Origin of the sequence: Pantoea sp. ICBG 828 (assembly GCF_002928355.1) — a bacterium.
GTDB classification, from domain to species: Bacteria; Pseudomonadota; Gammaproteobacteria; order Enterobacterales; family Enterobacteriaceae; genus Pantoea; species Pantoea dispersa.
This window is the reverse complement of record NZ_POWN01000019.1, coordinates 17163-29170: the sequence shown is the minus strand read 5'-3', so window position 1 is coordinate 29170 and position 12008 is coordinate 17163. Positions and strand designations below refer to the sequence as shown.

Below are 12008 nucleotides of genomic sequence, written 5' to 3'. Positions count from 1 at the left end.
TTTTGGAAAATATTGTCTGAGCAGCCTGTTCGTATTTTCATTTGGGCCACGCTGCCAGAGAGATTGAGGATCTCAGAAATAAATTTTAATGTCTTTATCTACGGTAAACTAGGGGGGCTGGTCATTTCAGCGCCCGATCCTATGTGTGGCACGTCAGAATTTAATCATGTTGACGGAGTGAACAAAATATTTATTTTACCCTGGTAATGGCCCGCCTTCAGGCTGCTGTACCTGACAGGCCGGACTTCCACGCTGACTACCGAAGGCACGCACGGAACGGTACCCTGAATACCGTCAGGAAGCTGAATGTACTTCACCCGCGACTGCGCCGCGCCGCCTTTCTGCATATTGTTCCAGTAAAAAGGTTCGCGGTTGGCGACGGCCTGCGGCTTGCCGGACGGATCGGTCACGCTGACGCTGTAGCTGATTTCACCTGCGCCATTTTCCCTGCGCATAGCAAAATCCTTACCGGCACTGCCACTGCTTTCGTCAGAAAACAGCAGCATGTAGCGCGAGTCAGACAGCCCGGCCCCGTCATAAAGACACATGTCAAGGCTGGCACTGCCTGCCGCCATATCACCAGAAGACATAATCTGAACGGGCAGCACGGCGTGAGAAGTGTTCTGCTGCGGGAAAAACACTGCCGGTGGCGTTTCTCCAATGTAAACCGACAACGGGGTACGTGCATAAATCGTGGCAGTGCTATAGTTTAAAGGTACATAAAGATCGGGTAATGAAGTCAGTAAAACGGCCTGTCCGGCGTGGGATAACGCTTTAGCAGGGTCATTGATAACCACATCAGCAAGTTTTGTCCGCGGAATCTGAACAGCAAAAGAAAAGTAGTACTTACCGTTGATTATTTTCGTATGGTGCGTTGCAAAAGCTTTAAGTCCGTTAATAATGACATAGCCTATGCTGTAGTTGCAGCTTGTTTCTGTTGCGCTTCCAGTGAACCTTAGAAAACCAATACTGTTATCATCCGCCAAAGGTTTACAACCGGGCGCTCCGCCCCCCATATTTTTCATCTCCGAATAAACATATGTATCAATGGGTGGATCTGATTCAACAGATCCAACAGTCCTCCATACTGTAAGGCTCTGCTGTTTAATATAGATCGTCCCCAGCAGTTGCCCCCTCTTGATGCCTGAAACAGGCACGTCCGTTCTGACATATTCGTATTCATAACCTTCTGCAGCGTCGGCAAGTGCGCGGGCGCTGTACATTAATAGTGCCACAACGGACATCAGCACAAGCGCAGCGCCAAAAGGAAACTGCCACACAGGGCGCATAACAATAGAATCATTCATATAACAGCCTCGTAAAGGATGCAGAAACGGATAGCATCAATTGTCAGGAAATAATGCGATAAAGATTTTAACGATAAATATGGTCGAATTAATCATCCGCATCGGAAAAACAGAATTTCTTTGCACGTTTTTTGTTAAAACACTAACCGATTTCCCTACTGCCATCTGTATTGTTCAAGAACAAAAAAGCATGCTCTGCAGTAAAATTTTTATGTAAAAACGATTAATCGCATTCACGATTTGAATGAAGCATACATATTTCCTGCCGGACATGGCCGCCTTGCGGACTGTCGTTCTGACCCGGGCTAAATCAGGAGGCTTCAGGACAGTGAGCCGCTTTAAGGTTACACCGGCCGTCATGCGTTACTTTCGTTCAGGTTCGCATGAGAAGGATGAGGTTAAGAAGCAGGGGGCGCACGCACTCAACAAAAAGGTGTGCCTGCAGGTATCAGAACATCGCCGGCGCCGTGTGGAAGCGGTTAGGCAGGGATGGTAACCGGCACCCGTGCAGCCTCCTGATTCAGGCGACCTGCAATGAAGATGCTGTCAGTGCCCCGGATAGCCGGCGCAGTCCGGTGATAAAACTATTCAGCAAATACGATTAAGCGCATTTTACTTTACGCCCGGCTGTTGTGGCGGCATGGCGCAGGTGAGCCTGTGCAACAATTGACTGAGGAGCAGATTACGCCGAATTGTTCTGCAAACAGGCTGCGTTTTACCGACCTGGCCGAGAACTTTAGTCAGGTAAGAGCACTGATAACTGGTGAGGTGCGGCCATCTTATGCGCGGGCGGAAAAGGAGAGTATCCAGCTTTTTCTGACTGGCAGTGCCGGATTACTGCATCCGGTGACGAACGAAATGTATACGCCTTATCCGGCGCTGACTGCGGCGGTAAGCGTTACATCCAGACCGTATTGGCGTTTAAGATCAGATAACACCGGGTTTCCCGGGCAGCAGATCGCGCAGCCAGTCCAGTAGATTCATGATCGGTTTACGTGACGGACCGCGCTTTAATTTTTTTAGCTTCAACCGCAGGGGGCGTCGGCGGCCTGTCAGCCGGTCGTCCTGCAGGCTGCACCAGCCCACCTTTCAGCCTCGCGCAGGTCCGAAAACCAGGCGCTGCCGTCGTCGTGGCGGCCTAGGCACTCCCTGAGCTTAAGCCGGATGTAGTCCAGTTCCGGGATACCCGGGGTTGTCGCCGCAGAAGCAGAGTATAAATGCCCGCAGCATGCTGCATTCGGTGAAGCTGTACCGTCCCAGCCTGGCGGCCAGGTCCGTTGTACTGAACGGGCGCACGGCCCGTCCGATATCCGTGTTTTCCCTCAATAGCGTCACTGTTTTTTCCCGTCATGCCGTCAGGGGCCGTACGGTGGCACCCCCTGACGGTCGTTAAAAAGGTCAGGCTGATGCGTTACGGATTGTATACGCCGCCCGTAACGCTGATGACGTAGCTGCCCGCTTTGGGCAGTTTTGTTAATACAGTTCTAACGGAATAACCAAAGTTATTGACATTTTCCTTACTGAACATGTAAATCCCATCTGATATGTTGATATAATCAGTGGCTGATGATGTGGGATATACTAGATATTCCAGTTTGTAGTCAGCGTCGTTTTCATGGCCTGTCGCATACGTTACAAAACTATAATTACCAGGTCCGGTGGTGTTTAAGGCAAGGTGCGCCGTTTCCCCGGTCTCCTTAATTTTCAGGTTACCGTTTGCAATCGCAAACTGGCCCATGCCCGAAGCCCCCCCCTTCAGTCCTTCCACAGGTATCAGGGTGTTTTCCAGCGTGATCTGCTGGTTCAGCCTCAGGGTGGCGGTGGCGGTGGTCTTGTTGACGATGCTGCCCGTAGTCACCGGACTCGCCACGGCCATCTGGCTGAAACAGCCGGCGGCGACAAGGGCGGTCAGTAAACGCATTTTCATGGTATTTTCCTCTGGTTTAGTATTTCCGTGCCGGCAGGATTGCCGGCCTCAGTTTGTTGTGGCCGCGATGAAAGCTGTACGGCGCACACGTCCCCCGGCTCTTCGCGTTAATTCAGATAAATCACTCAGCTGCGGCCTCGAACTGGCGGCTCTCGCCTCCAAAGTCGTTAATGACGCTCCACTTCACGGCACCAGCCGCGCCCGCTGGCAGCGGCAACGTTAAGCTCCCCTGAGGAGAGACATAAGTCAGGTTACCGACCTCTTTTCCCCCCACGCTCACCGCCTTCAAGTTCATGTAAAATGGTGTCGGGTTACTGACCCTTAACACCTTACCCATTCGCGCCCAGGTGAGTGCGCCAGCCGCCTCTTCCGGACTGCCCTTCAGGCCGGACGGCCTGAAAATCAGCTTGTCACACATGCTGATGGCCATGTTCACGGTCATTGACACCCCGGTTGCGTGACCGGACGCGTCGCCCGAAGGCGGCAGCGCCTTCACGCACAACCAGTACAGGCTCTCCTGCGTCTGCGGAAGGCTGCTCCCGGTGCGGATAATGCGCAGCCGGCTCTGCTGGTTCGCTTCAAGGCGGAACAGCGGCGGCGTGACCAGGAAGGGGGCCGGCGTTTTGTGGTCCTCGCCGGTCACCGAGGACTGGACCAGCATGGGGCGATCCTGCGGGTTTGACACCGAAAGCTGCGCGCCGGCCGCACCTTCCGGGTAGATGACCCGGGTGGCCCCGAGCATCACGCGGAAGGTGTTCTGGCTCGTTGCTGGCTGGCTTCCGGCTATATGGGGCGTGGGCAACTTGAAATCATCATGCCGGAATGGAATATACCTGACCTCCCGGTCTGGCTTATCTGGCGGCAGCGCCCCCGAAAGACCAGGATTTTCACCGATTTTTGCAATTATATTGAGGAACGCTGGAATACGCGGCCGCAGCTGATTGCTGATGACCACGCGGCGCCTCTGCTGCAGCCCGATTTTCTTGCGCGGCACGACACCGGAAAAACCGTAACCGCACAGTGCTCATCGATGTTGCCCCAGCGCTGTACGAAGGGCGCCATGTGATTTGCCCTGAAACAGCCGCCGGCTGACGTAGCGCTGATATCCATGCCCGGGTGCCGGTATGAAGCCGGATATAATCTATGAACATGATAATGATACCTGCCTGGCATTTGATTTTTATCCTGAGGTTTTAAGCGGCACCTGCGTAAAGGGTGTGGGAAACTACGGTTCCACCACCTGCCCCGGGCTCAGAGCCTACCTGAACGTGAAAAAACCGCCTGGACCAGCAGACCGTGCGTGATCCAGCCGTTCGTGGAGATGAACTGGCTGCATAATACAGAAGCATAAGGCGTGCGTATTAACTGTGAAACCGACAGCACTTCAGGCCTTCTGAATGTTGCAGAGCTCAATACGATGGGGGAGAGGCGCCTGTCGCAGAGCCTGACGGGAAGCATTGTTTTCACGCAGAAGGCCGGAAATGAAAGCTACCGGGACAGCTTGGCGGCGCTTCAGCTGAGCTACCGATTCTGAGGGAAGACAAATCGGAGGTGCATGCCCGGCCGACTGAGTTACTAGTCTCAAATCTTGCACGCTAGCAGATTGTGCTGTCGGTTAGCCACTACGTAAGGGCCATGCCAGCTGGCTATATCTGCAGCGGGTGGCCCCATCAGATATGGTACTAAACTGGATATTCAGACAGGCCGAGATGCTCCTATTGCGCAGGTGACAGTCAAATTTCATGCGCAGCAGTTTTTTAATTTCACTCAGCAGCGTTCTCAGTCTTGCCATGGCGACATTTCTCCGGAAAATGAGTTATCAGTAAGATGTGTTGTTCATTGTTTTACAAGTGAAAAGCGCGAGATTCCGACAGATGGCCATATTTTGCAGGAACAAACCGGAATATGTGGTCGAATTAAATCGAAAAATGCGATCACGCTACATCGGAATCAACGAACGGTTTGGGCCAGAATACGTACAACATCAGCTATGTGTATCTATGAAACTTAACTTCGCTATTTTTTTCGCCAATTTTCTATAAATTTTTCCTGACAGGAGTACAAAATGATTCATGAAAAAAAGCATGCAATATGGACCTTTAGCCTGATGAGTTTGAATTTACTGTCATTTTCATCTGTGGCAGCCAGCATGTGTGCTTCAGTTGGCGATAATGAAGCTCAGACCGTTACCAGTCAGGAAACCGAAGAATGTACTGTCTCTCCGTCACTTGGTTTTTTTTCTGTGGCAGAAGGCGCATCTGTTGACGTCACCCGTGAAGGCAGTGGTTTCGTTGCGGTTTCCATTCTTGATAATAACCTTGAGCGTTTTAGCAACGACGGAACGATAGCTTCTGCATACACTGGTGTTCGCATAGCCAGTAATGGACCGGGTTCAGAAAATGAAACTCATATAGACGACTTTATTAATACCGGATTGATATCCGTCAGCGGTGGCTCAGGTATTGCCGCGGTGTATAATATCTCAGGATTTATTGGTGATTTTACAAATAGTGGAACGTTGCAAAATGACTCCGTGAACACCAGCATGGCACTGAACAGCGACCTGACCGGTAAAGACAATTACACCACCGCCCTTTATAATCTATCATCCATTGATTCGGTGCTTAACAGTGGGGTAATCAGGGCTGCGACTGGCATTACCAATCTTACAACGAGTGGAATAACCAACCGGATAGGTAATATTGACAACGCGGGCACCATTACGGGCACCGTCGGCAATGGCATTCTCAACGAAGGAACGGTCGGCAGCATCATAAACAAATCTGGCGGAATAATTGAGGGAGCAGACACGGGCATTAGCAATGCCGGAAATCTCTCTCAGATTAATAACAGCGGTACCATTAAGGGGGGGAGCTGGTCTGTATTTAACTCCGGCATCATACGTGACGGAATTCATAACGCCGGTTTACTTGATGGCCCGGTTTATCTCGGGCACTCTTCACTGTTTATCAGTGGATCCAGTGCGACTGTCAACGGTTCAGTAACCGGCCTGACGGGTTCTTCTCTGTCCGTGGGGGATGAAAGCATGATCGCGACCTTCACCGCCACGAATAACGTCAGTGTGGACAGCATTACCGTCAGTTCCGGCAGTACACTGACTCTCACACCGTCGGCCCGCTGGACTGCCGTTAACGGTACGGTAAATAACGGCATTCTGACCCTGCAAAGCGGCAGCATCCTTGACGGAGCGCTGTCTCAGAACGGCACGCTGATTTTTAGTGCTGAAAAAATGGCCTCCGCCACCATAAATGCCAGCCTCACCAACCGCGGCAGCCTTGTGCTGAACCCGACCCCGACCAGCGCGGGTAACACGCTGACCGTCAACGGTGACTATACCGGACTGCCAGGCAGTTCAGTGTCGCTTGGTAGCGTGCTGACCGGTGATGACTCGCTGACCGACCGTCTGGTGGTAACCGGAAACACGAGCGGCGCCAGCACCCTCTTCGTGACCAACGAGAACGGCGGCGGCGCTCAGACGCTAGACGGTATTAAGCTCATTAGCGTGGGCGGGCGCTCTGATGCCGTGTTCTCGTTGGGTAACCGTGTGGTGGCCGGTGCCTACGACTACAGCCTGCGCAAAGGAAATGTTTCGGGAACCGAACCGGCGGGCTGGTACCTGACCAGTTTTGCCTCCGCACCGTCACCTGAACCATCACCTGAACCATCACCTGAACCGTCACCTGAACCGTCACCTGAACCGTCACCTGCACCGGCACCACCACCTGCACCTGCACCTGCCCGCATGTACCGTCCAGAGGCGGCGGCCTACACGGCTAACCTTCAGGCTGCGAATACCCTGTTTGATCTGTCAATGCGTGATCGCAGCGGGGAAACGCGCTATACCGACCCGGTAACGGGGTCAGTCCGTACGACCAGCATGTGGATACGTAATCTGGGTGGACACAGGCACGCGTCCATGACGGACGGGCAGAACCGTACGCAGACTAACCGCTACGTACTGCAACTGGGAGGGGATATTATTCAGGGGTCAATCAATGGCACAGATGCAGTTCACGTCGGCCTTATGGGCGGCTACGGCCGGGCGGACAGTAGTTCGCATAGCAGCCTGACGGGACATGATGCGAAAGGCAGCGTGAGTGGATACAGCGCAGGGGTATATGGCACTTGGTACCAGAACGCACAGGTCAAGACCGGCGCATGGGCTGAGGCATGGACGCAGTACAACTGGTTCAAAAACGAGGTGTCAGGTGACATGCTGCCTGCGGAGCGTTATAACAGCCGCGGGCTGAAAGCTTCTCTGGAAGGCGGATACGCGTGGCAGATTAAAAGCTGGCAAAGTGGCACCGGCATGGAAAACCGACTTTTCCTTGAGCCGCACGTGCAGGTCGTCTGGTCCGGCATCAGCACTGATGACCACACAGAGGCTGGCGGCACCCATGTGCAGGGTGCGGGAAACGACGGTGTCACCACCCGCCTCGGTTTCAGATCCTACCTGAACGGGAAAAGCCGGCAGGACCAGCAGACCGTGCGCGAATTCCAGCCGTTCGTGGAAGCGAACTGGCTGCATAATACAAAAGTGTACGGCGTGCGCATGAATGGAGAAACGGATAATGTGCGGGGGAGCCGGAATATCGGGGAGCTTAAAACGGGCGTCGAGGGACGTCTTTCGCAAAGCCTGACGGGAACAGTAGTGTTCACGCAGCAGGCAGGTGGCGGTGGCTATCGCGATAGCCAGGGCTCGCTGCAGGTTAGCTACCGGTTCTAAGACTTCACACCATGGCGGGCGGCAGGTTGGCTTTTCATGGCAGTAATTCGCATAATCTGACCGGAACGGGTATCACCTGCAGCGCATGGCGGAGTCTGGCAGGCCATAACCGTGCAGGTTGCGCCAGTTAAATACCAAGTTGTCGTTAACGCCGTGTTCCCGAGCCAGTTCTGCCACACAGGCACCCGGCTGCTGGCTCAGCTCCGCCATGCGGATTTTGAACTCCAGAGGCCAGCCCGGGCGGCGTTTTTAGGGGGCACTTTGGTTATCGAAAATTATTGTACGTTAAGGTTGTTTTTTGACCTTTCTACTTTAGCGGGCCTCAGCCGACGAAACTTACCGGAAGCCGGTATCCGGTTGCTTTTCCAGATATAATCGCCTGTCAGATTGATGTGCTCCCAGCCTAACGGCGACAAATGCGACAGTAGTTGTTCGTTGATCTTTAGTCCCTTACGCTTCAGGGCATCGATCGCCCTTTCCATATACACAGTATTCCACAGCGAGATCGCAGCCATCAGGAGCGTCAGTCCACTGGCGCGATAGCTCTGATTTTCCGGCTTCCTGCCCCTGATTTCTCCCTGCCGGTAGCTTTGTTGAATAAATCGAACTTTTTGCCGTAATCAGGATCAGATCACCACATTCTCGATCCTGTAGCGGTATCCCGTGGCAAAACAAACGTTCAAAATCACCAACTGGAACGTCTACAACAAAGCCCTCGTCAATCGGGGCTCACTGACATTCTGGCTTGATGAGTCGGCCATTCAGGCCTGGTATGACGAACCCAAAACCTCTTCACGTGGTCGTCCGCAACGTTATTCCGAGCTGGCCATTTCCACCGTTCTGATGCTCAAACGCGTCTTTCGCCTCACGCTGCGCGCTGTGCAGGGATTCATCGATTCCATTTTTATCCTGATGAAGCTCCCGCTCCGTTGCCCGGATTATTCCTGGGTCAGCAGGCGGGCTAAGTCCGTCAGCATCCCTTTCAAAAGCCCCACACGCGGTGAAATTGCCCACCTGGTTATCGACTCCACCGGCTTAAAAGTTTTCGGTGAGGGTGAGTGGAAGGTGAAAAAACACGGTAAGGAAAAGCGCCGTGTCTGGCGGAAGCTGCGCCAGGTGTCAACAACGGGTAAAAAGTGATCCACTAACCGTCACCACCAACGGTTTAATATTGATCCACCTTGTTTACTCAGGATTAGCTTCCGCTATAATCCCGGCCTTTCGTTTCGGCTTCAGTCGATAGCTCTCTCCTTTTATCTGGACTACGTGTGAGTGATGTAAGATCCGATCCAGCATCGCCGATGTCAGGGCCGCATCACCTGCGAACGTCTGGTCCCACTGCCCGAACGGCAGATTGGAGGTCAGGATCATCGCGCTCTTCTCGTAACGTTTGGCTATGACCTGGAAGAACAGCTTGGCTTCCTCCTGACTGAACGGCAGATAACCTATTTCATCGATGATAAGCAGCTTCGGGGCCATGACACCGCGATTGAGTGTCGTTTTGTAACGCCCCTGACGCTGGGAAGTCGACAGCTGTAACAGCAGGTCCGCTGCTGTTGTGAAGCGAACCTTGATGCCCGCCCGTACTGCTTCGTAGCCCATGGCTATCGCCAGATGTGTTTTTCCCACGCCCGAGGGGCCCAGTAACACGATGTTTTCGTTACGTTCGATGAAGCTCAGGGAGCGCAGCGACTGGATTTGCTTCTGAGGAGCGCCGGTGGCGAAGGTGAAGTCGTACTCCTCGAACGTCTTCACCGCCGGGAAGGCTGCCATCCGTGTGTACATCGCCTGTTTACGCTGATGCCGGGCCAGTTTCTCCTCATGTAACAGGTGCTCCAGGAAGTCCATGTAGCTCCATTCCTGATCCACCGCCTGTTGCGACAGCGCCGGCGCTGCGCCGATAAGACTGTCCGGCTGCAGCTGTTCGGCAAGCACCATCAGCCGTTGATGTTGCAGTTCAACCATCATGCGGCTCCTCTGCAGAACGTATCATAGATGGAGAGTGGGTGATGCAGTGGCTGCCTGTCGAAGGTCATCAGGCTTTCATCAACCTGCACGTCATACTGCTTTTTCTCCGGTGGCAGTGCCAGCATGGATTGCTGTTCCTCCACCCAGCGATCGCAGGGGCGGGACTGGATAGTTTCATGCTTCCGCTGGTTGGCCACATCGTACAGCCCGCGCAGGCCGTAACGGTTTGCGGTTTCAACATCGACGGAGATCCCCATCGGACGCAGGCGCGTCATTAACGGGATATAGAAGCTGTTTCGGGTGTACTGCACCATCCGCTCCACCTTGCCTTTAGTCTGCGCCCTGAAGGGACGGCACAGGCGGGGAGAGAAGCCCATCTCTTTGCCGAACTGCCACAGGGAAGGATGGAACCGATGCTGCCCGGTCTGGTAAGCATCACGCTGTAGCACCACCGTTTTCATATTGTCGTACAGGACTTCCTCCGGTACACCACCGAAGAAGCTGAACGCATTGCGGTGACAGGCTTCCAGCGTGTCGTAGCGCATGTTGTCAGTGAACTCGATGTAAAGCATTCTGCTGTATCCCAGAACAGCGACGAACACATGCAGGGGGGACTTGCCGTTTCGCATGGTCCCCCAGTCAACCTGCATCTGCCGTCCGGGCTCGGTTTCGAAGCGAACGACCGGTTCTTCCTGTGCTGGCAGGGTCTGTTTGCGGATGAACTCTCTCAGGATAGTAAGCCCTCCACGATAGCCCAGCTCCATGATTTCCCTGGCAATAACGGTCGCCGGGATTTTGTAGGGATGCGCATCGCTGATCCGCTTAGAGATGTAATCACGGTATTCATCGAGCAGTGACGATGGTGCCGGGCGTGGTGAATACTGCGGCTTTTCAGATTTGGCTTTCAGGTGGCTGCGGACAGTATTGCGCGAAATACCCAGCTCCCTGGCAATGGCCCGGATACTCATTCCCCGCTTGTGCAGGACTTTAATTTCCATACGAATCTCAAAAGTGATCATAAGCTCCCCTGTATTCAGAGGAGCAGATTAACCCCTGGATCAATTTTCAACCGCTGGGGTGGATCAGTTTTGCACCGTTGGTAACAACATTTGATAAAAGAGCTATACCTACATCACTAATTCAACTACAGGCACAACAAAGTTTCAACCATATGCTGCTACATCTAACTCAAAGTATGTTGATTCAAATACGTCCTATGACGTTAAATTTTATTATTACATCCCACAATCTGCACTATCTGAATTATCTTCCGGTATCTTGAAGGCCACACTTAAGCAAAACCTGATGCAATGGGTGCCCTTCAGTCTTCTTAAGGACTTGGACGGCCGATATCACATTGCGTGTCACAGATACGGGATCCCAGACCATCTTCTTTCCGGCCTTTCCGGGCGGGGCGCCACACGTAGATCTGAACCTCAGTAACCGGCCTGCAGGTAGTGACTCGACCGCCAGCGGCACCGCAAACCTGGATATGTGCCTCTACGATGGCGGCATCACAGCTAACAATATCGCCATAACGTTCAGTGGTGAAAATAAATCCGCGCCAGGGCGTAAGTCCGGTGGCTTTTCCGTCTACCGGGACGGGGGGAGCGTGGAAAAGGCCCAGAATCGTATCGACTACACCGTTCAGGTACTGAACCCATTAAGCGGTCGAGCCGAAAACATCACAAACGGCTCGCGGATTGGCTGGGTGGGGTGGGGTGGGCCGCTGGCGAATTTAACCGACGGCAGATAATCATTCCGGATGTTTCCGGTTATCAGTGGTGCGTTTATGCGCCCATCACGCAGAAAACACCCTTCTTCATTCTTGCTGACAAAGCGGCCGGACATTATACGGGTACGCTGAGGGTGCCCTATGTCCCGACCACGTCAGGATGATCAGAATCCACGATTTCTGTCGTTATAGATTAGGGTGTGAACGAAAGCGGGAGATCCTGAATTCACAGATTGTAAGAGCTGCGCGCGTCACAAAAGAATATGGCTTTGTCTCTCAGATAATCCGGACTGTGACAATACGCCAGCTGAGCAAAAAATTGCT

The 12008-nt window shown here is 53.2% G+C and carries 8 protein-coding genes and 4 pseudogenes; 5 read left to right on the top strand and 7 right to left on the bottom strand.

Annotation, left to right across the window (positions count from 1 at the left end):
• Positions 1-164: 164 nt before the first annotated feature.
• Entirely contained in the window at positions 165-1307 is a 1143-nt protein-coding gene (locus tag C1Y43_RS23350; RefSeq protein WP_104094434.1) for a CfaE/CblD family pilus tip adhesin, read from the bottom strand.
• 657 nt (positions 1308-1964) lie between these two features.
• On the opposite strand from C1Y43_RS23350, the gene C1Y43_RS23345 reads away from it, so the two are divergent.
• Complete coding sequence (locus C1Y43_RS23345) at positions 1965-2285, top strand: DUF1281 domain-containing protein (protein WP_233209883.1); 321 nt, start codon at positions 1965-1967, stop codon at positions 2283-2285.
• Between the two features lie 433 nt (positions 2286-2718).
• On the opposite strand, the gene C1Y43_RS23335 is transcribed toward C1Y43_RS23345, so the two are convergent.
• Both C1Y43_RS23335 and C1Y43_RS23330 read right to left on the bottom strand, forming a co-directional pair.
• Positions 2719-3234: a hypothetical protein gene (locus tag C1Y43_RS23335; RefSeq protein WP_104094435.1), complete on the bottom strand. Its 516-nt coding sequence runs from the start codon at positions 3232-3234 to the stop codon at positions 2719-2721.
• A 121-nt stretch (positions 3235-3355) separates the two neighbouring features.
• Complete coding sequence (locus C1Y43_RS23330; RefSeq protein WP_233209882.1) at positions 3356-4189, bottom strand: fimbria/pilus periplasmic chaperone; 834 nt, start codon at positions 4187-4189, stop codon at positions 3356-3358.
• Positions 4190-5299: 1110 nt separating this feature from the next.
• Between C1Y43_RS23330 and C1Y43_RS23320 the strand changes: the two genes are divergently transcribed.
• Positions 5300-7981 (top strand): autotransporter outer membrane beta-barrel domain-containing protein, encoded by a 2682-nt coding sequence (locus C1Y43_RS23320; RefSeq protein ID WP_233209881.1) that lies wholly within the window; start codon positions 5300-5302, stop codon positions 7979-7981.
• Positions 7982-8083: 102 nt separating this feature from the next.
• On the opposite strand, the pseudogene C1Y43_RS23315 reads toward C1Y43_RS23320, so the two are convergent.
• Together C1Y43_RS23315 and C1Y43_RS23310 are read right to left on the bottom strand one after the other, a co-directional pair.
• Positions 8084-8227, bottom strand: a pseudogene (locus C1Y43_RS23315) (transposase); the annotation flags it as partial.
• Between the two features lie 39 nt (positions 8228-8266).
• Positions 8267-8565, bottom strand: a pseudogene (locus C1Y43_RS23310) (Tn3 family transposase); the annotation flags it as partial.
• A gap of 79 nt (positions 8566-8644) precedes the next feature.
• On the opposite strand from C1Y43_RS23310, the pseudogene C1Y43_RS23305 reads away from it, so the two are divergent.
• Positions 8645-9091: pseudogene (locus C1Y43_RS23305) on the top strand (IS5 family transposase); the annotation flags it as partial.
• A gap of 75 nt (positions 9092-9166) precedes the next feature.
• Here C1Y43_RS23305 and istB read toward each other — a convergent pair.
• Positions 9167-9949: an IS21-like element ISSen3 family helper ATPase IstB gene (gene istB, locus C1Y43_RS23300; protein ID WP_104094438.1), complete on the bottom strand. Its 783-nt coding sequence runs from the start codon at positions 9947-9949 to the stop codon at positions 9167-9169.
• Positions 9946-10968, bottom strand: a complete 1023-nt coding sequence (gene istA / locus C1Y43_RS23295; protein ID WP_104094439.1) for an IS21-like element ISSen3 family transposase — start codon at positions 10966-10968, stop codon at positions 9946-9948. Before istA ends, istB begins: the two co-directional genes overlap by 4 nt.
• Positions 10969-11279: 311 nt before the next feature.
• Here istA and C1Y43_RS24350 point away from each other — a divergent pair.
• Positions 11280-11705 (top strand): annotated as a pseudogene (locus C1Y43_RS24350) (CfaE/CblD family pilus tip adhesin); the annotation flags it as partial.
• On the top strand, positions 11666-11848 hold the full coding sequence (locus C1Y43_RS24345) for a CfaE/CblD family pilus tip adhesin (RefSeq protein ID WP_158251419.1): 183 nt from the start codon (positions 11666-11668) through the stop codon (positions 11846-11848). The pseudogene C1Y43_RS24350 and the gene C1Y43_RS24345, both read left to right, overlap by 40 nt.
• Positions 11849-12008: the final 160 nt, after the last annotated feature.

Excerpts from the sequence above, each read along its gene's own strand:
- istB (WP_104094438.1), bottom strand. The coding sequence starts at position 9,949 with ATGATGGTTGAACTGCAACATCAACGGCTGATGGTGCTTGCCGAACAG.
- C1Y43_RS23320 (WP_233209881.1), top strand. The coding sequence starts at position 5,300 with ATGATTCATGAAAAAAAGCATGCAATATGGACCTTTAGCCTGATGAGT.
- C1Y43_RS23335 (WP_104094435.1), bottom strand. The coding sequence starts at position 3,234 with ATGAAAATGCGTTTACTGACCGCCCTTGTCGCCGCCGGCTGTTTCAGC.
- C1Y43_RS23350 (WP_104094434.1), bottom strand. The coding sequence starts at position 1,307 with ATGAATGATTCTATTGTTATGCGCCCTGTGTGGCAGTTTCCTTTTGGC.
- istA (WP_104094439.1), bottom strand. The coding sequence starts at position 10,968 with ATGATCACTTTTGAGATTCGTATGGAAATTAAAGTCCTGCACAAGCGG.